Origin of the sequence: Thiomonas sp. OC7, assembly GCF_900634595.1 — a bacterium.
Classification (GTDB): domain Bacteria; phylum Pseudomonadota; class Gammaproteobacteria; order Burkholderiales; family Burkholderiaceae_C; genus Thiomonas; species Thiomonas arsenitoxydans.
The window spans coordinates 784,337-804,672 of sequence record NZ_LR131953.1; the positions used below are offsets into that span (position 1 = coordinate 784,337).

The window sequence follows — 20,336 nt, forward strand, 5'->3', positions numbered from 1 at the left end:
GCCCCTTCATGCCAACCCGCCAATCCCCCCTCCCGATCGCTAGCAACGGCGCGCGCCTGCGTGTGCTGTTTGCAGGCATCTGCGCCCTCATCCTCACGGTGGGGCTCGCGCGCTTTGCCTACACCCCCATGCTGCCGGTGATGCACCGCGAGGCCGGTCTCACCACCCTGGCAGCGGGCTGGCTGGCGACCTTCAATTACGCCGGTTACATCACCGGCGCACTCATTGCCGCGGCGGTGGGCAATTTGCGGCAGAAGTTCGTGATGTATCGCATCGGGCTGGTGCTGGCCGTGGTGACGACCGCCGCACTGGGCTTCACCGACAACACCGCTGTCTGGGCGGTGCTGCGGTTTGTCTCCGGGCTGTCGAGTACGGCGGGGCTGCTGCTGGCCTCGGGCCTGGCGTTGAACTGGCTGATCCGCCACGGTCACCGGCCCGAGCTGGGTCTGCATTTCACCGGGCTGGGGCTGGGCATCGTGGTTTCGGGCCTGGCCGTTGGCGCCATGATGGATCGGCTCGGCTGGGCGCAGCAATGGGTGGGGCTGGGCTTGCTCGGTCTGGTGTTTTTCGTACCCGCCTGGCTATGGCTGCCCTCGCCCGCAGCGTCCGGGCCCTTGGGGGGCGCTGGTGTAAAAACCGCTGTCGTTCCGCCCCCGAGGCGCTGGATGGTTTTGTTCATCGCCGTCTATTTCTGCGCCGGTTTCGGCTATGTGATCAGCGCGACCTTCATCGTCGCCATTCTCGACAAACTGCCGGCGCTGGCGGACAAGGGCGGCTGGGTCTGGGTGATCGTGGGGCTTGCCGCGGCGCCGTCGAGCTTTGTATGGGATCGGCTGGCGCGCAGCATGGGCGACCTCCAGGCCTTGCTGCTGGCGTTCGGGCTGCAGACCGTCTCCATCATCCTGCCCGCGATGACGCTCAATCTGCCGCTGAATCTGCTCAGCGCCCTGCTGTATGGCGGCACGTTCGTGGGCATCGTCAGTCTCACGCTCACGCTGATCGGCCGCAGCTTTCCCGACAACCCCGCCAAGGCCATGGCCCGGCTGACTTTGAGCTACGGCGTGGCGCAAATTGTCGCCCCGGCGATGGCCGGTTCGATTGCCGCGCAAACAGGGAGCTACCGCAGCGCGCTGGTCATCACTGCGGTGGTGATGCTCGCGGGCATGGGGCTTTTACTGGTGATGCTGCGCGACACCGCACGGCAAGCGCAGCCGAATTGATCAGGCCGCGGCAAGCAGCGCGCGCATGTATTGCGCGGTGCCTTCTTCCACCGTGGCGAAGTGATGGGTGCAGCCCGCCGCGCGCAAATGGCTAAGGTCGGCCTGGGTGTGGCATTGGTACTTGCCGACCAGCGCATCGGGAAAAGGAATGTAGGCAATCTCGCCGCAATCCACCAATTCCGCCAGACTCAAGGCCGGTTGCCCCGCCTCCTGCCGCAGGGTGTTGACCACGGTTTGCGCCACATCGTTGAACGGCTGCGCACGACCTGAGCCGAGGTTGAAAATGCCGCTTTTGCCCGGATGATCGAAAAACCAGAGATTGACGGCCACCACATCGTCGATCCAGACGAAATCGCGTTCCTGCAACCCGGGGCCGTAGCCCTGATATTCGCCAAACAGCTTGACCTGGCCGTGTTCGCGGTATTGGTTGAAGTGATGAAACGCCACCGACGCCATGCGTCCCTTGTGCTGTTCGCGCGGGCCGTACACGTTGAAATAGCGAAAGCCCGCGATCTGCGTTGTGGCATGCGGCAGCACGCGCCGCACGATCTGATCGAACAACATCTTGGAGTAGCCATAGACGTTGAGCGGGCGCTCGAACTCGGGCGACTCACGAAACACGCTGCTGGCGCCGTAGGTGGCGGCGCTGGACGCATAGAGCAGGCGCACGCCCTGCTTCTGACCGGCGTCGAGCAGCATGCGGCTGCTGCGGTAGTTGTTGTCGAGCATGTAGCGGCCATCGTGTTCCATGGTGTCGGAACAGGCGCCCTGGTGAAACACGGCCTCGACCTTGCCGTAGTGGCCGCTGGCGAACTGCTCGAAAAACACCGTCTTGTCGATGTAGTCGCAGATCTGCAAGTCCACCAGATTGTGAAACTTGTCGCCGCGGGTAAGGTTGTCCACCGCGATCACTTCTGTAATGCCGCGGGCATTGAGCCCTTTGACGAGATTGCTGCCGATGAAACCGGCCGCACCGGTGACGATGACTCTCATGTCGTTCCCCAAAGTTCCTTCGGCGTCACGCTGGCGGTGCCCAACTTGCCGACCACAATGCCCGCCGCCCGGTTGGCCGTGCGCACCGCGTCTTCCATGGAAAGCCCGGCGCCGAGCATCACGGCCACCGTGGCAATCACCGTGTCGCCCGCGCCTGAAACGTCATACACCTCTTTGGCCTCGGTGGGAATATGCAGTTCACCGGTCTCGGTATACAGACTCATGCCTTCTTCCGAGCGCGTCAGCAACAGCGCCTTGAGGCTGAGCTTTTTGCGCAGGCCCTGCGCACGCGCGGTGAGGTCTTGCTCGCTGCTCCAGTCGCCCACCACTTGCGCCAGCTCGGCGCGGTTGGGCGTCAGCAGGGTGGCGCCGGCGTAACGGCTGTAGTCGCGGCCCTTGGGATCGACCAGAATGGTCTTGCCCTGGGTGCGCGCCAGATTCATCATCTGGTCGAGGTGTTCGAGGCCGCCTTTGCCATAGTCCGACAGCAGCACCACGTCGTGGAAGGCCAGTTCCTGCTCGTAGCGCTCCATCATCGCGGCGAGCACTTCGTGATCGGGCTTGTGCTCGAAATCCAGACGGATAAGCTGCTGCTGGCGCGACACCACCCGCAACTTGACCGTGGTCTTGAGCGTGGGGTCTTGCCGCATGGCGTTGCGGATGGGGGTATCGACCAGCAGCGTGACCAGCTTGCGGCCCGGCTCGTCCGCCCCGACCACCGACAGTAGCGTGGCCTGCGCCCCCAGCACGGCGGCGTTGAGCGCCACGTTGGCCGCGCCGCCCACGCGGTCTTCGTCGCGCTGCACACGCACCACGGGCACCGGCGCCTCGGGAGAAATGCGATCGGTCGAACCGAACCAGTAACGGTCGAGCATGACGTCACCGACGATGAGCACACGGGATTGGGCGAGTTGTTCTGCGTTCATGATCCAAGAAGGGAGAGTTCTTCCAGGCGACGGGGCGGGTAAGTCTCCCACCCCTGACAGCCTGGACAGTGCCAGAAATATTGCCGCGCCTCGAAGCCGCAGGCCGCACAGCGGTAGCGCTGGCGACTGCGCAAGGCATTGTCCACCGCGCCCTGCATGGCGGCTGCCGCTTCGGGCACGGTGGCGCCGGGCATGGGGTGTTCGAGCACGCGCTTGAGCGCCAGCAGGCTGCGATGCGACTGCAGATAGTCCTGCGCGCATCGGGCTTGCGAGGTGGGATCGGGGTCGAGCAGCAGCACGGCGTCGAGCAGGTCGATGGCGGGTGTCTGCTGCAAACGCTGACGCAGCCACATCAGCCCCTCGGCCACCTGACCGAGCTGCTGGCGCAGTTGGGCGATCTGCACCGCCGCCAGCGCAATGAATTCAGGCTGCACCAGATCGATGGATTCCAGTATGCGCAAAGCCGATTCCAGTTCACCGTGCTGCTGCGCCCACTGTGCGCGTAGCAAGCGCGGCCGCACGCCCTGAGGCGCCGCCTGCAACGCGGCGTCGAGCGACTGCTGGGCTTCCTGCAGCCGCCCTGCCGCGTGATGTTGCACGGCCAGCTCGCACCAATACTGCGCAATCTGCCGCTGATAGGCGCCGGTGGCGCGCAGCTCCAGTTCGCCGGCACGCGTAATGGCCTTGTTCCAATCTTGGGTGCGCTCGCTGATCTGCAGCAGCGCCGTCAGCGCCTGCGAGGCATAGACGCTGCGGCGCAGATCTTCGTAGGCGGATTCGGCGCGGTCGAGCAGCCCGGCCTTGAAAAAATCCTGCGCCAGGGCAAGTTGCGCGCGTTCACGCGCTTCGCGCGGCAGGTCGGCGCGGGCGAGCAGGTTCTGGTGTACCCGCACCGCGCGCTCATACTCGCCGCGGCGGCGAAACAGATTGCCCAGCGCAAAGTGCAGATCGACGGTATCGGGATCGGCAGTCATGGCTTCGATGAAGGCGTCGATGGCCTTGTCCTGCTGCTCGTTGAGCAAGTGGTTGAGACCCCGGTAGTAGGCCTGCGGGGCATCACGCCGCAGGGCGCGCTCCTTGCCCACCTGCCGCAGATCCACGCGCGCCGCCAGCCACCCCAGCGCGAACATCAAGGGCAGGATAAGCAGCCACCAAAGATCAAACTCCATCGATCGGCCTGTCGATTGGATGCTGCGGGAAATCGACCGGACCGACGCCGGTGGCAGCAGACGGCTTGAGCGCGGGCTCACTGTCGCGCGCCACCCGGCCCTGCTTGCGGTGCCGCATCCACGAAGGCAGCAGCGCCAGCGCGCCCAGCACCGCGCCCAGGGCGAACACCACGAGCAGCAGCACGATCATGGGCGTGCGCCACTCGGTGCCGAACAGCAAGTGCAGGGTGACGGTCTCCAGATTGTTCAGTGCCAGACCGAACAAAAGCAGGAAGACCACCAACCGCAAAAACCAGCTCAGGATGCGCATGGAAATAAAACCGAAACAGGGAAGATAGGGGCAACCGAGCAAGCATATTGCATTCGCCGCCGCGCGCTCTAGGAATCCGTCGGACTTGAGGATCGCGGGCTGCAAAACGGCGCTGCGGCGCCCCAAGCCCGACAGACTCCTGGTGATGTGAAAAACTCCGGGTGGACAATACCGGCCATCGTTCCGCCACTTCTCGCCATCAGCCTGCAACATGTCGCACCGCCCTCACGCCCTGCATTGCCCCGCCCCGACCGCCAGCGCCATCTTCACCGACGCGCAAGCCGCGCTCGATCAGGTGCAGGCCCTCTATGCCGCCGCCGTCACCCATCTGCGCGACAAGCTGGCCGAGTTCATCGCGGGCACTCTGCCGCCCGGCCGCGTGCGGGCCTGCTATCCGGTGGTTCGGGTGCGCATCGACAGCGTGGCGCACCCCGACTCGCGTCTGGCCTACGGCTTCGTCGCCGCTCCCGGCGTTTACGAAACCACCCTCACCCGGCCGGATCTGTTCGCCGACTATCTGCTCGCCCAGTTCCAGTTGCTGCTGACCAACCACGGCGTTGCGCTGGAAATCGGGGTGGGTGAACAGCCAGTTCCGCTGCATTTCGGCTTTGCCGGTCAGGCGCATGTCGAAGGCCATCTCAGCGTCGAGCAGCGCCAGCAACTGCGCGATATTTTCGATCTGCCCGATTTGGCCGCGATGGACGACGGCATTGCCAACGGCACCCACGACACGCCAAACGACCAGCCCATGCCGCTGGCCTTGTTTACCGCTCCGCGCATCGACTACTCGCTGCACCGCCTGCAGCACTACACCGGCACCGCGCCCGAACACTTCCAGAACTTCGTGCTGTTCACCAACTACCAGTTCTACGTCGATGAATTCGTGCGCATGGCGCATGCTCTGATGAGCCAGCCCGCCGCGTCTGCGACCGACGACGATGCGCCCTACACCGCCTTCGTCGAACCCGGCAACGTCATCACCCACCGGGCCACCGCCCAGGGCGCGGCGCGAACCGAGGGACAGGCCTCCACCCGACTGCCGCAGATGTCGGCGTATCACCTCATCCTGCCGGGTCACGGCGGCATCACCCTGGTCAATATCGGCGTCGGCCCGGCCAATGCGAAAAACATCACCGACCACATCGCCGTGCTGCGGCCGCACGCCTGGATCATGCTCGGCCACTGCGCCGGGCTGCGTAACTCGCAGCGCCTAGGCGACTACGTGCTGGCGCACGGCTATGTGCGCGAAGACCATGTGCTCGACGAGGAACTGCCGCTGTGGGTGCCCATTCCGCCGCTCGCCGAGGTGCAACAGGCGCTCGAAGGCGCCGTGGCCGACATCACCCAGTTGCACGGCTACGAACTCAAGCGCGTGCTGCGCACCGGGACGGTGGCCAGCACCGACAACCGCAACTGGGAACTACTGCCCTACCCCGGCCCCGATCGGCGCTTCAGCCAGAGCCGGGCGATTGCGCTCGACATGGAAAGCGCCACGGTGGCCGCCAACGGCTTTCGCTTCCGCGTGCCCTACGGCACCTTGCTGTGTGTGAGCGACAAGCCGCTGCATGGCGAGCTCAAGCTTCCGGGCATGGCCGACCAGTTCTATCGCCAGCAAGTCGAGCAGCATCTGCGCATCGGCCTGCGCGCCATCGCGCGGCTGCGTCAGCAGACCATGGGGCGTCTGCACAGCCGCAAGCTGCGCAGCTTCGACGAAGTGGCGTTTCAGTAAAACCGGGCTCAGCCGGTGTAGCGCACCTGATGCGCATCGGCTTGAGGACGCGGCTGAATATCCCCGATGATCCAGCCGGTCTCACCTTCGGCACGCAGGGTGGCGAGTACGGCCTCGGCCTCGGCCGCGGCCACCACGAGCACGAAGCCCACGCCGCAATTGAAGGTGCGGCGCATTTCGGCGTCATCCACGCCGCCTTCGCGTTGCAGCCAGGCAAACAACCCGGTCTGGCCCCAGGTGGAAGGGTCGAGCACGCACTGCACATTTTCGGGCAGCACGCGCGGAATGTTTTCGCTCAAACCCCCGCCGGTGATATGGGCCATGCCCTTGATGGTGTGCTGCGCCAGCGCCTTCAGCACGGGTTTGCAGTAAATGCGCGTCGGCGCCATCACCGCGCTGCGGAAATCCTGTCCGTCCAGCGTTGTAGGCAGCTCGTCCGGCCCGATGCGAGCGATGATCTTGCGCACCAGCGAATAGCCGTTGGAATGCGCGCCGCTCGACGCTAGGCCGATGACCCGGTCGCCCGCGCCAATGGTGCGGCCGTCGATGATGCCGCTTTTCTCCACCGCGCCCACGGCAAAACCCGCCAGGTCATATTCGCCCGCCGGATACATTCCGGGCATTTCCGCAGTCTCGCCGCCGATGAGCGCGCAACCGGCCTGCTCGCACCCTTGCGCCACGCCGCCGATCACTTGCGTGGCGGTCTGCACCGCCAGCTTGCCGCAGGCGAAATAGTCGAGAAAGAACAGCGGCTCGGCCCCTTGAACCAGCACATCGTTGACGCTCATCGCCACCAGATCGATGCCCACCGTGTCGTGTCGGTTCCACTCGAACGCGAGTTTGAGCTTGGTGCCCACGCCATCCGTCCCGGACACCAGCACCGGCTCGCGATAGCGCTTGGGCACCTCGAACAGCGCCCCGAAGCCGCCGATACCCGCCAGCACGCCGTCGCGCAGCGTGCGCCGGGCCAGGGGCTTGATCGCATCGACCAGCGCATCTCCAGCGTCGATATCCACACCGGCGTCGCGATAAGTCAGGGGAGTTTTTTGCATGATGGGCAGCAGAGGAAGAGGAACGGGAGCGCAGCACCCGCCCCGCATAAAATGCCAAGGCGAAGATTTTATCGAGAGCGCGCACGCGCCTGCTGCTTCGCTCCGACGCTGGCGCCGTTGCGCAAGCCTTTTTCCCCGACGCCCCGACCGCCCCCATGCTCCTGACCCCTCCCGTCAAGAATGCCCTCATCTGGCTGGTCATCGGCCTTGTCGCGCTTTGGCTGATCTGGCTGCTCGGCAGCATCCTGATGCCCTTTCTCGTCGGGCTGACGCTGGCCTACGTGCTGCATCCGCTGGTCGAGCGACTCAAGCGGCGACGCATTCCGCGCGCACTCGGCGCTGCGGTGGCGATCATCGTGGCCATCGGTCTTTTCGTCGGCCTGTTTCTCTTGCTGGTGCCTGTGGTCACTGAAATCGTGCCCTTGATCCGCGAAAAATTCCCGCTGCTGCTCCAGACCATCATCAACTGGGGCACCCCGCTGCTGGCGCGATTCGACATTCATGTGAAGTTCGATACCGCCAGCGTGCAGCAGACTCTGTCCAAATACCTGTCCGCGCACGGAGAAGACTGGGCCGGACTGCTGCTGCGCTCAGCCAGCACTGGCGGCATAAGCCTGCTGGTTCTGTTGGGCAATCTGACGCTGATTCCGGTCGTGGCCTTTTATCTGCTGCTCGACTGGACGCCAACGCTGGTGCGAATTCGCGGTCTTATCCCCCCCAAACACCGCGACGCCGTGCTGAGTTTTTTTCATGACTGCGACGTCATCCTCGGCCAGTATCTGCGCGGACAGTTGCTGGTCATGCTGATTCTGGCGTTCTATTACTCCCTCGGCCTGGTGATTGCCGGGTTCAATCTGGCCCTGCCCGTGGGCATCTTCACCGGGCTGGCGGTATTCGTCCCTTATGTAGGCTTCGGCCTGGGCCTGCTGCTAGCACTGCTGGCCGGGGCGCTGCAATTTCTGAGCTGGTACGGCGTGATTGCCGTGGCCATCGTGTATGGCATCGGCCAGTTGATCGAAAGCATGTACATCACCCCGAAGTTCGTCGGCGAGAGCATTGGTCTGCATCCCCTGCTGGTCATTTTCATTCTGCTGGCCTTCGGCACCCTTTTCGGCTTCTGGGGCATTTTGCTGGCCCTGCCCGCGGGCGCCGTGCTGCTGGTCGTGGTGCGCCGCCTGCTGGCCTGGTACCGGCAGAGCGCGCTGTTCGTCTGACCCATGCTGCAAACTACGCGCCAGCAGATTCTGCCGCTGGAATGGCAGGATGAGCGCAGCTTCGACAATTTCGATCCCGGCGTTCAGCCCGAAAATGCGCTAGCGCTGCAAGCGCTGCATGATCTGCTGCAACAGCGCCGCCACAATGCGCTGTATCTCTGGGGCGAGACCGGCAGCGGCAAAAGCCACCTGCTGTGGGCCGCCTGCCACGAGCTCCAAAAACAAGGACGTTGGGCGCTGCTGCTCACCCCGCAAACCCCCGCATCGGCCTGGCCGGATGTCACCGATCTGCTCGCCCAACAAGCCGGCGGCCTGCTGGCGGTGGACGACGCGCAGCAGCTTTCCGACTGGCAGCAGGACTGGCTGTTCGGTCTATACAACGCCGCCCGCTCGGCCGAGCTCGCCTTTCTCGCCTGCGGCAACGCCGCCCCAGCCGCGTTGCCCCTGCGCACCGACCTGCGCACCCGCCTGAGCTGGGGACTGGCGCTGCGCCTGCAAGCGCCCGACGACGCCGTGCGCGCCCGCGTGCTTCAGCGCCTGGCGCACGAACGCGGCTACTCACTCAGTCCCGAATTGCTGCACTACATGCTGACCCACCTCAGCCGCGACCTGTCGCAACTGGGCGTACTGATGGCCGCGTTTGACCGCTATGCTTTGGCCGCGCAGCGACCGGCCACCGTGCCTCTGCTCAAATCGCTGCTGGCCGCACAGCCGCAATTGCTGCACGCGGCGTCGCCCGAATCCGTTTCAGGCTGATCCCTACAGACCCAGCCTTCACACTCCATGCGCAAGCTCGCCCTCTTCGATCTCGACAACACGCTGATTCCTTTCGACTCCGACCACGCCTTCGGGCAGTACGTTGCCGAGCTGGGCTGGGTCGATGCCGAGCAACACCGCCAGCAGAACGAGGCGTTCTATCGGCAGTACAAGGCCGGCACCCTCGATCTCGCCGCCTATCTGCGTTTCGCCCTGCAGCCGATTGCCGGGCGCGACCTCGACGAACTGCACGCCGCGCATGCCGGTTTCATGCGCGACGTCGTGCAGCCGCAAATGCAACCGGCCGCGCAGCAACTGGTCGACCGTCACAAAGCCGCAGGCGATCTGTGCTGCATCGTGACTGCGACCAATACCTTCGTCACCCGCCCCATCGCCGACGCCTTCGGCGTCGAGCACCTCATCGGCGTCGAACTCGAACGCGACGCGCAGGGCCGCTACACCGGCAACTGGGTGGGCATTCCCTCGTTCCGCGAAGGCAAGATCGTTCGCACCGAACAATGGCTAGCCGCGCAAGGACTGGGCTGGGACGACTTCGACCAGATCTGGTTCTACAGCGACTCCATCAATGATCGCCCCCTGCTCGAACACGCCACCCACCCCGTGGTCGTCCATCCCGACCCCTTGCTGGCCGCCGTCGCCCAGGAAAAAGGCTGGCCCACACTTCAGTTGTTGACATGATCCGCAAATTCATCAGTCGCCTGTTCACCTCGAACAAAGCCGAAACCAACCCGCAAAACCGTGGCCAACGCCGCGACCTGCCCCGCTCCCAGCACCAAATCGACGCCAGCCGCCTTTCGCAGAACGCCCGCAACACCGTGCAGACCCTGCAACAGGCGGGTTTCGAGGCCTACATCGTCGGCGGCGCGGTGCGTGACCTGCTGCTGGGCCTCAAGCCCAAAGACTTCGACGTCGCCACCAATGCCACGCCCGAGCAGGTCAAGCCGCTGTTCAAGCGCGCTTTCATCATCGGCCGACGCTTTCGCATCGTGCACGTCATGTATGGCCGCGACATCATCGAGGTCTCCACCTACCGCGCCCTGCACGATGCGCAAGCCGCCGAGTCTGTGGACGGCAACGAGCGCACCTCGCGCCGCGCCCTGGCCGACAAGACCCTGGCGGTGGACAGCAGCGGCCGCGTGCTGCGCGACAACGTCTGGGGCACGCTCGACGACGATGCCGAGCGCCGCGACTTCACCATCAACGCGCTCTATTACGACCCGATCCGCGACGTGGTGGTCGACTACCACCGAGGCATGAAAGACCTCAAAGAGCGGCGCCTGCGCATGATCGGCGACCCCGCCGCCCGCTACCGCGAAGACCCGGTGCGCATGCTGCGCATCGCCCGCTTCGCCGCCAAACTCGGCTTCGATATCGACCCGGCCACGCTCGCGCCCATCGGCCCCAGCGCCGATCTGCTCGCCAATGTGCCGGCCGCTCGCCTGTTCGACGAAACCATCAAGCTGCTGCAGACCGGCCATGCGGTCGCCTCGCTGCAACAACTGCGCCGCCTGGGCCTGCATCACGGCCTGCTGCCGCTGCTCGATCCCGTACTGGAAAAACCCGAGGGCGAGCGCTTTATCACCAATGCGCTGCAAGACACCGACGAGCGCATCGCCCAAGGCAAGACCGCCAGCCCCAGTTTCCTCTTCGCCTGCCTGCTTTGGCATGACGTGGAGCAACGCTGGAACGCGTTGCTGGCCGAAGGCATCGCCCCCCTCATGGCGCTCGATCAGGCCGCTGACGAAGTGCTGGCCGCGCAGGCCGAGCGCCTGGCCATCCAGCGGCGCATCGCCACCGACATGCGCGAAATCTGGTCGCTGCAATCGCGCTTCGAACGCCGCACCCCGCGCTATGCCAACAGTCTGGTCGAACACCCACGGTTTCGCGCTGCCTACGACTTTCTCAGCCTGCGCGCGCGCAGCGGCCAGGCCGAGCCGGAGTTGGTGCAATGGTGGGAGGCTTTCCAGTTCGCCGACGCCGAGGGCCGTGCCGACATGCTCGCCACCGCGCCGCAGCCCAGCGCAGCCAGCAAACCCCGGCGGAGGCGGCGGCGCAAAAAACCGTCTGAAGCGAACCCTGCCGACGGCGCCAGCAACGACAGTTCCGAGTGAAACGCGATGTCCTGCGCCGATGACGTCGAAGCGTTCGTCGCCCTTGGCGCCAATCTGGGCGACGGCGCAGCCACCCTGCGTGCTGCGGTGCAAGCCATCGATGCCCTGCCGCTGACGCGCGTCGCCGCCCGCTCCAGCCTCTACCGCACCGCACCGCAACACGCCAGCGGCCCCGATTATTGGAACGCCGTCATTCTGGTGCGCACCGCCCTATCGCCCGACGCCTTGCTCGACGCGCTGCTGCGCATCGAATCCGACCTCGGCCGCCAGCGCCCCAGCGGCGAAATCAACGCCCCGCGCACCCTCGATCTCGACCTTCTGCTCTACGGCAGTCTGCAACGCCAAAGCGAACGGCTGACCCTGCCCCATCCGCGTATGGCACAGCGCGCCTTCGTGCTGGCCCCGCTGGCCGAAATCTGGCTGGAAGGCCGCATCGACGGCACGCGCGTCGCCGAACTGGCCGAACAGCGCGTCGCCGAAGGGCAGGCGATCGAAAAACTCGGGCCGCTGTGACTTGAGCCCCTCATCTCTCGCTCAACTACCGCCAAAAAATCGCTGCAGCACATAGGCGAGCCCACCGGTGAGCGAACCCACGCTCATGAACAGCGCAAAGATCACGATCAGCACCGGGCCCCAGCCGTTCTGACTGCGACGGTCAGCCGCCGTGTTCCAGCGCGCATCCCATTTGGCGTCCGGAGTGAGGCCGATCACCAGAGTCTGCACCACCACAGCGATCACCACGGCGACAAAAACCGCCAGCAAGGCCCAAGTCAGCGGGTCATCTTGATGATGGGCGACAAAGCGCCAAACCCCAAGCAAACCCAACAGAAACAAGGGGCCGTGCAGCCAGGCCAAAGGATCTCGCAAGCCGCGCAGGTAAAATCGGTGACCGCCAAGCACGCCGGTCAGCAGAGCCAGTAAAGCGGCGGTGAATTTATTTTTGAATCCGGTCTGAGCAGTCATGGCGGGCCGTCAAATCGGAGAGGTTTCGGCGCCCGCGCCCAGCGCGCGTTGCATGAACACGACATCGAGCCAGCGATCAAATTTCCAGCCGACTGCCGGCATACGCCCCAGTTCCTCGAACCCACGCGCCTGGTGCAGACCGATTGAACCGGCGTTTGCGGAATCTCCGATGACAGCCAGCATCTGCCGCATCCCGCTTCGGGTACATGTGTCGATCAAGGCATCAAGCAACTGGCCGCCAACCCCTTGACGCAAGCCGTTCGGGGCAATGTAGATGGAGTCTTCGACCGTAAACCGGAAAGCCTCGCGCGCTCGAAACCAGTTGGCATAGGCGTAGCCGATGATCTCCTGGCCGCGCACGGCGACCAACCAAGGCAGCCCGCGCGACTGCACTTCCTGCAGACGGCGCAGCATCTCGGCCTCGTCAGGCGCCAGGGTTTCGAAGGTGCCTGTGCCATGCATAACATGATGACCATAAATGGCGGTGACAGCGGGTACATCTGCCGCAGCGGCGGCGCGAATGGTGAATTCAGGCATGAAGTGCATTACGGGAGATGAGCATGTTTATAATGGCGAGTTTATTCGAGCGCCGCGCCCCAAGTTTTTGAAGGCAATACTCGTCCGACGGACGGCTGCCCTACAACACCGGTATTTGCTGCAAGGCACCTACCCAGAAAGCCTGGTTCCACGCGGTTGGTTGCCAGCGCTTGACCCAAGCGATGCCCAAACACATGGCCCACGACCCCCTCGTTGGCTCTCATTTTTTTGACAAGGAAGCAAAATGGTTGTGATCCGTCTGACCCGTGCCGGTGCCAAGGCACACCCCTTCTACCACATCGTCGCCACCGATTCACGTAGCCGTCGTGATGGTCGCTACATCGAGCGCCTGGGTTATTACAACCCGGTTGCCCGTGGCGCCGAAGTGCCCCTGCACATTGCGACCGAGCGTCTGAACCACTGGACCAGCGTGGGCGCACAGGTCTCCCCGACCGTGCAGCGCCTGGTAAAAACCGCGCAGAAGTCTGCTTGATCGGTCAGCCTGACGGGTTTTGCCTGCAGCGGGTCGGCTGAAAAGTCGTCCCGCTTTTTACTTGCTTTTTTCATCCGCGCACCGGCTTGTAAGTGGCCATTCCAGACGATCTTTACCTCGTGGGGCATATCCTCGACGCCTGGGGCGTGCGCGGCTGGGTGAAGGTCGCCCCGGACGCCCCGCAAGCGACCGCGTTGCTCAAATCCAAGACCTGGTGGCTCAGCCGTCCAGGCTTTGAAAACGAGCCCACGCCGATTGCGGTACGTCTGGTTCGGCGTCACGGCAGCGCCCTGGTCGCACTGCTCGAAGGACCGGAAGACCGTAGCGGCGCCGAAGCGCTGCGCGGGCGTCAGATCGCCGTGCGACGTGCCGACTTTCCCCCACCTGACGAGGGCGAGTTCTATTGGGCCGACCTGATCGGCTGCGAGGTGCGCAGCCCGGAAGGGGCCGATCTCGGCCGGGTCATTGGCTTGATGGAAAGCGCCGCCCACGCCGTTTTGCGCGTGCAGATTCCGCAGGCCAGCGCGGACGCCAAACCGCGCGAACGGCTGATTCCCTTCGTCGAGGCTTACATCGTCTCGGTCGATCTGCCCGCGAAGACCATCATCGCCCTGTGGGACGCCAGTTACGACTGACCCGCCCCATGCTGCGCTTTGATGTCATCAGCCTGTTTCCCGCCTATTTCGAGCCGCTGAAGTACCACGGCGTATCGCGCCGCGCCTTCGACTCGGGACAGTTGCAACTGCAATGCTGGAATCCGCGCGATTTCACCACCGATGCGCACCGAACCATCGATGACCGTCCCTACGGCGGCGGCCCCGGCATGGTCATGCTGGCCGAGCCGCTGGAACAAGCGCTAGACGCCATCGCCGACGACCGGCGTCTTGCATCGCACCCGCAAGCCCCGGTTTGGCTGTTTTCGCCGACCGGACGGCGCTTCGACCAGCGACTCGTGGAAGACCTGGCCCAATCCGGTGGCGTGACCTTGCTTTGCGCCCGCTACGAAGGTGTGGATCAACGCCTGATCGACCGCCGGGTGGACGCGGAGATCAGCTTGGGCGACTTCGTGCTCTCGGGCGGTGAGATTCCGGCCCTGGCGCTGCTCGATGCCGTCTGCCGATTGCTGCCAGGCGTGCTGGGCAGCGCCGATTCAGCCCAGCAGGACAGCTTTTCCAACGGTCTGCTCGACTGTCCGCATTACACGCGGCCCGAGCACTATCAGGGCCACGGCGTGCCCGAAGCCCTGCTCAGCGGCGATCATGCCCGCATCGCTCAATGGCGCAGGGAACAGTCTTTGCGCCTGACCTTGCAGCGGCGCCCTGACCTGATCGCGCAGATGCAGGCTGCCAACCAGTTGAGCCAGAAAGATCTGCGATTTCTGGCTGCTCTGGGGTATACTCTTCAGGTTTGATCCTCTGCTGGCCTAGCCGCTAGGCTAACTGCACTTGTTAGTGCATCATCAGCGCTGCGGCAACCACAACTGACCCACACCGGCACGGCAAGATCATTGGAGAGCATGAAATGAATCTGATCGCAACTCTGGAGCAGGAAGAAATCGCCCGCGTCAGCGCTGGCAAAACTTTTCCGCAGTTCAACCCGGGTGACACTGTCATCGTGTCCGTCAAGGTGGTTGAAGGCAACCGCAAACGTAACCAGGCCTACGAGGGCGTGGTGATCGCCAAGCGTAATCGTGGGCTGAATTCCAGCTTCATCGTGCGCAAAATCTCGGCCGGCGAAGGCGTGGAGCGTACGTTCCAGCTGTATTCGCCGCAGATCGCGTCGATCGAAGTCAAGCGTCGTGGTGATGTGCGCCGCGCCAAGCTGTACTACCTGCGCAGCCGCTCCGGCAAGTCCGCACGCATCAAGGAAAAACTGGTGCTCAAGTCTGCCGCCGCGGCTCAGGCAAACGCAACTGCAGAGGCCTAATCAGCGTTTGTCCCTGGTCATACCGGCCCAGCCGGATCACCGCCGAAGCCGACTTGCACTGCACGTCGGCTTTTTTGTTTTCTACATCAAACGTGTCCATTCTTCGCCTCACGCCCATCGACCCCGAAAGCGCTGACCTGATCGGCCGCGATGACGGTCTGCCCGCCGTCGCCCCGGAGCGGTTTGAGCCGGATTGGCTGCGGCGCCGCTTTGCCTCACCCACCGCGTGGACACCGGAGCTGTTTGAAGATTCACTACGCCTGAGTTCCCAAGCGCTGCGAGGCGCCGCCGTTCTCATTCCATTGGTACCGCGCGCCGAAGGCCTGCAGGTGCTGCTCACCCGCCGCAATCTCCACCTGCACGAACATGCCGGCCAGATCAGTTTCCCCGGCGGGCGCTGCGACCGCCAGGACATACATCCTGCCGCAACCGCACTACGCGAGGCCCATGAGGAAATCGGCCTGCGCCCGGCGGGGGCCGAAGTGCTCGGCACGCTGCCGCTGTATTGCACTGCATCGCGTTACGCCGTCACCCCCGTGGTGGCGCTCATTCCCGCCGCTGAAAACCTGCAGCCTCAACCCGACGAGGTCAGCGAGGTCTTCGAAGTACCGCTGGCTTTCCTGATGAACCCCCGGCATCACGAGCTTAGGGAGTGGAGGCCGGGCAACGATGTTGCGCCCAACCCTGTTGCCGTGCGGCGCCGCTTTCTGGTCATGCCCTATGTCGCAAACGGGCAGCGCTACGTCATCTGGGGCGCGACGGCCGCCATGCTGCGCAATTTGTACCGCTTGCTGGTTGCGTAAGGCCAAGCCCAGCCCTTCCCGCACAGCCCAACGACACGGCCCAACGAAGCTGCGAGGCGCAAAAGGCTTGTTCAGGGTTGCCTTAGGATAGATGCATGGCTTTTCTCTCCGTTCTGATCGCCCTGCTTGTCGAGCAACTCAAACCCCTGGGCCGCGGCAGCGCCGTGTATCGGCTGCGCCAGAGTCTGGCCGATGTTGCCGCGCGCAACTTCGATGCGGGACGGCCGCATCACGGCGTCGCGGCCTGGTTCATCGCCGTGTTGCTGCCCGCCTTGATCACACTGGCGATTTATCTCGTCGCGCTGCACTACAGCCTGCTGCTGGCCCTGGCGTGGAATGTGGCGGTGCTGTATTTCACCCTCGGTTTTCGCCAGTTCAGCCACTACTTCACTGATATCCAGGACGCGCTCAATCACAACGATGCAGCCACCGCGCGCAGCCTGCTCAAACAGTGGAAAGCGCTCGATACCGTGGACATGAGCACCAGTGATGTCACCCAGCAGACCATCGAACATGCCCTGGTGTCGGTGCAGCGCTATGTGCTGGGCGTGTTCTTCTGGTTCATTCTGCCCATCGGCCCGGCGGGCGCCGTGCTATATCGCCTCAGCGACTATGTGGCGGGCAAATGGAATCAGACCGACAGCGAAGCCAGCCCCGCGCTGCAGAGCTTTTCGCAAAAAGCCTTCGACCTGCTCGACTGGGCGCCCGCCCGCCTGACCGCCAGCGGTTACGCCATCGTCGGCAATTTCGAGGATGCCGTCGATGTCTGGCGCGGCTATTCGCAGCTCTGGGCCAACCGCAATACCGGGGTGATGCTGGCCTCTGCCGCGGGCGCAGTAGGCATTCGGCTCGGAGCAACAGCCGCTGCCACGCCCGCCGCCCCGACAGAGCCCGGCTGGACCCAGGAAGGCGAGAACGGCGATCTGGGCATGAGCGGCCTTGCAGCCACGATGCCCGGCGCCATCCCCCAGCCCGCGCATTTACGCAATGTGGTGGGGCTGGTGTGGCGCTCGGTGCTGCTGTGGATGCTGCTGCTGGCCATGCTCAGCGTGGTCAGCTGGGTGAGCTGAAACCAAGCTGAGAACCCCCGGTCGGGCCAAAGCCAACCCGGGAGAAGTGTTCAGCCCGGGATACCCCGGCTCAGCCCGCCAGCAAAGCGTTGACCCGGCGAACATAAGCCGCCGGATCGTCGAGTTGGCCCCCTTCGGCCAGCAAGGCCTGATCGAACACCACCTGAGCCAGATCGTCGGCATGGGCATCGTCAGTCGCCACGCGCTTGACCAGCACATGCGCCGGATTGATCTCCAGCACCGGTTGGGTCGAGGGTATTTCGTCGCGCCCGGCCTGCTTGAGCAAGCGCGCCAGATGCGCGCTCATGCCATCGTCGGCGGCGACCAGACAGGCCGGAGAATCGACCAGCCGCTTGGAAATGCGCACCTCTTTCACCCGCTCGCCCAAAGCCTGCTTGAAGCGCTCGATCAGGGCCTGATGATCGGCAGACGGCTCTTTGTCGTCCTTGGCCTCGTCGGCCTTGTCCTCCGCGCCTTTGATGTCGCTGAGATCGACCGCCCCGCGCGCCACCGATTGCAGCGGCTTACCGTCGAACTCATTGAGGAAGCCCAACATCCATTCGTCTACCCGGTCGGTGAGCAGCAGCACCTCGATGCCCTTCTTGCGGAAGATTTCGAGCTGCGGGCTGGAGCGGGCGATTTTCGGCGTCTCAGCGGTGATGTAGTAGATGGCTTTCTGGCCCTCTTTCATCCGCGCGACATAGTCGGCCAGTGACACGCTCGGCGCATCATCCTCGCTGAGCGTGGAGGCCGCGCGCAACAGCTTGGCCAGGCGCTCGCGGTTGCTGAAATCTTCGCCGAAGCCTTCCTTGAGCACCGCGCCGAACTCGGCCCAGAACGCGGCGTACTTGTCGCGCTCGGCCTGGTCTTCGCTGCCCGCCAGGTCCTCGAGCATGGACAACACGCGCTTGACCGAGCCTTCACGGATGGCGCGCACATCGCGGCTTTCCTGCAGCATTTCACGCGACACATTCAGCGGCAGATCGGCGCTGTCGATCACCCCGCGCACGAAGCGCAGATAGGTGGGCATCAGGCTTTCGGCGTCATCGGTAATGAATACGCGCTTGACATACAGCTTGACCCCGGCTTTCTGCTGCCGGTCCCACAAGTCCATCGGCGCCTTGGCCGGGATGTAGAGCAACTGGGTGTATTCGCTGCGGCCTTCGACGCGGTTGTGCGTCCAGCGCAGCGGCGGCTGACTGTCGCCGCTGAGTTGTTTGTAGAACTCGAGATATTGTTCTTCGGTGATCTCGGACTTGCTGCGCGTCCACAGCGCCGCAGCGCTGTTGATTTGCTCCCACTCGTCGGTGGCGACGTATTTGCTCTGCTCGGCGTCCCACTTCTCCTTGCGCATTTCGATGGGCAGGGAGATATGGTCGGAGTATTTGCCGATGAGGTCTTTGAGCGTCCACACCCGCAGGTATTTGTCGATCTTGTCCTCGTGCGGCGTGTCGTCGGCATCGGCGCGCAGGTGCAGGATGACATCGGTGCCCCGCTTGGCGCGGGTGATGGTTTCCACCGTGAACTCGCCCGTGCCGTCGGACTCCCAGCGCACGCCCTCGGCCTGCGTCATGCCGGCCCGGCGCGACTCGACGGTGATGCGCTCGGCCACCATGAAGCCGGAGTAGAAGCCCACGCCGAACTGTCCGATCAGCGCCGCATCGGGCTTTTGTTTGTCGCCGAGTTTTTGCATGAACTCGCGCGTGCCCGACTTGGCGATGGTGCCCAGATGCTCGACCGCCTCTTCTAGGCTCAGGCCGATGCCGTTGTCGCTGATGGTGAGCGTGCGCTTCTCGGCGTCCACCGCAATGCGGATACGCAGATCGGCATCGCCCTCCATCAACGAGGCGTCGTCGATGGCCTGAAAGCGCAGTTTGTCGCAGGCGTCGGAGGCGTTGGAAATCAGCTCACGCAAAAAGATGTCGCGGTTGGAATAGAGCGAATGGGTGACGAGGTGCAGCAGTTGCCGCACTTCAGCCTGAAAGGCGTGGGTATGCGCGGCGGCAGGGGCAGGAGTAGTTTGTTCAGTGCTCATGGTGCGTGCGGAAAAAGAAAAGAAAAAACCTACAGGCAGATACGGTCAAGACTTCAAAAATCAAGCCCCAGATTCGATCCCGAGGTTCAACGCACCGCCTAAGCGCGGCAAGGCGCGCAGGGCATTGGCCGTGGTCTGCCGGGCCGTTTGTTCCGGCGACCAGCCGCGCAGCATGGCCAGGGTTTGCGCGATGCGGGGCAACTGTTCGGACGAGTTGGGGGTCGGGGGCGAGTCGTCGCGCGCCTCGCGCGGACGGTAAAGCCAGACCGGCGGGATATCGGGCGCATCGGTTTCGAGCACCGGCGCGGTCTCGGCAACCTCGGCCGCCAGTCGGCGGATATTGAGCGCGCGCTCGAAGGTCATGGCGCCGCCGAATCCCAGAGAAAAACCCAGATTGATGAAGCCCTGCGCCTGCTGCAGGCTGCCGTTGAAGGCATGGGCGATGCCTGCGGGCCGTCCTGGCCCGAAGCCCGCGCGGCGCAGTCCGGCGAGCAAGGCGTCTTGCGATTTGCGCACATGCAGAATCACCGGCAAATCAAAGTCGCGGGCGATGTGCAACTGCGCCTGATAGAAACGCTGCTGTTTTTCGAGATCGAGTCCGGGGACGAAAAAATCCAGCCCGATCTCGCCCAAACCGACAAAACGCGGATCGACCAACGCCTCGCCCACGCTGTGCCGCAGCGCCTCCAGATCGGCCTCTTGCGCCCGGTCGACATAGAGCGGATGAATGCCCAGGGCGTAGGCCCACCCGCAGGTCTGGGCAAGCTCACGCACCGTGTCGAAATTGCTGCGCTCGACGGCCGGAATCACCCCGCCCACCACCCCCGCCTGCCGGGCATGAGCAGCCACCTCCCGCGCCCGTCCGCCAAACTCGGCGGCATCGAGATGGGCGTGGGTATCGATCCAGCCCATCGTCTGCATGGGGAACGCCGCCATCAAAACTCCTCCAAACTATGCCCTAAGCGTAAAAAATCACAGTTCCAGGCCAAATCCCCAGGCAAACCCTAT

Annotated in this window: 22 protein-coding genes; 13 read left to right on the forward strand and 9 right to left on the reverse strand. The window is 64.1% G+C overall.

The window, feature by feature from the left end; genetic code table 11:
• Positions 1–8 precede the first annotated feature (8 nt).
• Positions 9–1,220 carry a YbfB/YjiJ family MFS transporter gene (locus BIO17B3_RS03720; RefSeq protein ID WP_156053077.1) on the forward strand — a complete coding sequence of 404 codons (1,212 nt, stop codon included), beginning with the start codon at positions 9–11 and terminating at the stop codon, positions 1,218–1,220.
• Here BIO17B3_RS03720 and rfaD read toward each other — a convergent pair whose 3' ends face one another.
• From rfaD to BIO17B3_RS03740, 4 genes are read right to left on the reverse strand one after another with little or no spacing between them, the layout of a single operon-like run.
• Positions 1,221–2,213, reverse strand: coding sequence for an ADP-glyceromanno-heptose 6-epimerase (gene rfaD / locus BIO17B3_RS03725; protein ID WP_156053078.1), 993 nt, complete (start codon positions 2,211–2,213; stop codon positions 1,221–1,223). It lies immediately after the preceding gene.
• Positions 2,210–3,139, reverse strand: coding sequence for a D-glycero-beta-D-manno-heptose-7-phosphate kinase (rfaE1, locus tag BIO17B3_RS03730; protein ID WP_156053079.1), 930 nt, complete (start codon positions 3,137–3,139; stop codon positions 2,210–2,212). Before rfaE1 ends, rfaD begins: the two co-directional genes overlap by 4 nt.
• Complete coding sequence (gene lapB, locus BIO17B3_RS03735) at positions 3,136–4,308, reverse strand: lipopolysaccharide assembly protein LapB (protein WP_156053080.1); 1,173 nt, start codon at positions 4,306–4,308, stop codon at positions 3,136–3,138. The genes rfaE1 and lapB overlap by 4 nt, the downstream gene beginning before the upstream one ends.
• Positions 4,298–4,618 carry a lipopolysaccharide assembly LapA domain-containing protein gene (locus BIO17B3_RS03740; protein WP_156053081.1) on the reverse strand — a complete coding sequence of 107 codons (321 nt, stop codon included), beginning with the start codon at positions 4,616–4,618 and terminating at the stop codon, positions 4,298–4,300. The genes lapB and BIO17B3_RS03740 overlap by 11 nt, the downstream gene beginning before the upstream one ends.
• Before the next feature lie 211 nt (positions 4,619–4,829).
• On the opposite strand from BIO17B3_RS03740, the gene BIO17B3_RS03745 reads away from it, so the two are divergent.
• Positions 4,830–6,347, forward strand: coding sequence for an AMP nucleosidase (locus BIO17B3_RS03745; protein ID WP_156053082.1), 1,518 nt, complete (start codon positions 4,830–4,832; stop codon positions 6,345–6,347).
• 8 nt (positions 6,348–6,355) lie between these two features.
• Here the strand turns inward: BIO17B3_RS03745 and purM are convergent, their stop codons facing one another.
• Positions 6,356–7,399: a phosphoribosylformylglycinamidine cyclo-ligase gene (purM, locus tag BIO17B3_RS03750; RefSeq protein WP_156053083.1), complete on the reverse strand. Its 1,044-nt coding sequence runs from the start codon at positions 7,397–7,399 to the stop codon at positions 6,356–6,358.
• A 155-nt stretch (positions 7,400–7,554) separates the two neighbouring features.
• Here purM and BIO17B3_RS03755 point away from each other — a divergent pair, with 155 nt between their 5' ends.
• From BIO17B3_RS03755 to folK, 5 genes are read left to right on the forward strand one after another with little or no spacing between them, the layout of a single operon-like run.
• Complete coding sequence (locus BIO17B3_RS03755) at positions 7,555–8,613, forward strand: AI-2E family transporter (RefSeq protein ID WP_013122729.1); 1,059 nt, start codon at positions 7,555–7,557, stop codon at positions 8,611–8,613.
• A gap of 3 nt (positions 8,614–8,616) precedes the next feature.
• A complete protein-coding gene (gene hda / locus BIO17B3_RS03760) occupies positions 8,617–9,369 on the forward strand; it encodes a DnaA regulatory inactivator Hda (protein ID WP_156053084.1) in 753 nt (250 codons plus the stop codon).
• A 27-nt stretch (positions 9,370–9,396) separates the two neighbouring features.
• Entirely contained in the window at positions 9,397–10,068 is a 672-nt protein-coding gene (locus BIO17B3_RS03765; protein ID WP_156053085.1) for an HAD family phosphatase, read from the forward strand.
• Positions 10,065–11,501, forward strand: a complete 1,437-nt coding sequence (gene pcnB, locus BIO17B3_RS03770; RefSeq protein WP_156053086.1) for a polynucleotide adenylyltransferase PcnB — start codon at positions 10,065–10,067, stop codon at positions 11,499–11,501. The genes BIO17B3_RS03765 and pcnB overlap by 4 nt, the downstream gene beginning before the upstream one ends.
• A gap of 6 nt (positions 11,502–11,507) precedes the next feature.
• On the forward strand, positions 11,508–12,014 hold the full coding sequence (folK, locus tag BIO17B3_RS03775) for a 2-amino-4-hydroxy-6-hydroxymethyldihydropteridine diphosphokinase (RefSeq protein WP_156053087.1): 507 nt from the start codon (positions 11,508–11,510) through the stop codon (positions 12,012–12,014).
• A 21-nt stretch (positions 12,015–12,035) separates the two neighbouring features.
• Here folK and BIO17B3_RS03780 read toward each other — a convergent pair whose 3' ends face one another.
• A complete protein-coding gene (locus tag BIO17B3_RS03780) occupies positions 12,036–12,464 on the reverse strand; it encodes a TM2 domain-containing protein (protein ID WP_156053088.1) in 429 nt (142 codons plus the stop codon).
• A gap of 9 nt (positions 12,465–12,473) precedes the next feature.
• Entirely contained in the window at positions 12,474–13,001 is a 528-nt protein-coding gene (locus BIO17B3_RS03785; protein ID WP_156053089.1) for a GNAT family N-acetyltransferase, read from the reverse strand.
• Positions 13,002–13,245: 244 nt separating this feature from the next.
• Here BIO17B3_RS03785 and rpsP point away from each other — a divergent pair, with 244 nt between their 5' ends.
• The 6 genes from rpsP (at position 13,246) to BIO17B3_RS03815 (ending at position 17,293) form a co-directional block, all read left to right on the forward strand.
• Positions 13,246–13,494, forward strand: coding sequence for a 30S ribosomal protein S16 (rpsP, locus tag BIO17B3_RS03790; protein ID WP_013105316.1), 249 nt, complete (start codon positions 13,246–13,248; stop codon positions 13,492–13,494).
• Between the two features lie 92 nt (positions 13,495–13,586).
• Positions 13,587–14,129 carry a ribosome maturation factor RimM gene (gene rimM / locus BIO17B3_RS03795; protein ID WP_013122724.1) on the forward strand — a complete coding sequence of 181 codons (543 nt, stop codon included), beginning with the start codon at positions 13,587–13,589 and terminating at the stop codon, positions 14,127–14,129.
• 11 nt (positions 14,130–14,140) lie between these two features.
• Positions 14,141–14,905, forward strand: a complete 765-nt coding sequence (trmD, locus tag BIO17B3_RS03800) for a tRNA (guanosine(37)-N1)-methyltransferase TrmD (protein WP_232054353.1) — start codon at positions 14,141–14,143, stop codon at positions 14,903–14,905.
• A gap of 110 nt (positions 14,906–15,015) precedes the next feature.
• Positions 15,016–15,420 carry a 50S ribosomal protein L19 gene (gene rplS, locus BIO17B3_RS03805; protein ID WP_013105313.1) on the forward strand — a complete coding sequence of 135 codons (405 nt, stop codon included), beginning with the start codon at positions 15,016–15,018 and terminating at the stop codon, positions 15,418–15,420.
• 92 nt (positions 15,421–15,512) lie between these two features.
• Entirely contained in the window at positions 15,513–16,223 is a 711-nt protein-coding gene (locus BIO17B3_RS03810; protein ID WP_156053091.1) for a CoA pyrophosphatase, read from the forward strand.
• 95 nt (positions 16,224–16,318) lie between these two features.
• Positions 16,319–17,293: a CobD/CbiB family protein gene (locus BIO17B3_RS03815; protein WP_156053092.1), complete on the forward strand. Its 975-nt coding sequence runs from the start codon at positions 16,319–16,321 to the stop codon at positions 17,291–17,293.
• Positions 17,294–17,363: 70 nt separating this feature from the next.
• Here BIO17B3_RS03815 and htpG read toward each other — a convergent pair whose 3' ends face one another.
• Together htpG and BIO17B3_RS03825 are read right to left on the reverse strand one after the other, a co-directional pair.
• Positions 17,364–19,328 carry a molecular chaperone HtpG gene (gene htpG / locus BIO17B3_RS03820; protein ID WP_156053093.1) on the reverse strand — a complete coding sequence of 655 codons (1,965 nt, stop codon included), beginning with the start codon at positions 19,326–19,328 and terminating at the stop codon, positions 17,364–17,366.
• Between the two features lie 60 nt (positions 19,329–19,388).
• A complete protein-coding gene (locus tag BIO17B3_RS03825) occupies positions 19,389–20,264 on the reverse strand; it encodes a TatD family hydrolase (RefSeq protein WP_156053094.1) in 876 nt (291 codons plus the stop codon).
• Positions 20,265–20,336: the final 72 nt, after the last annotated feature.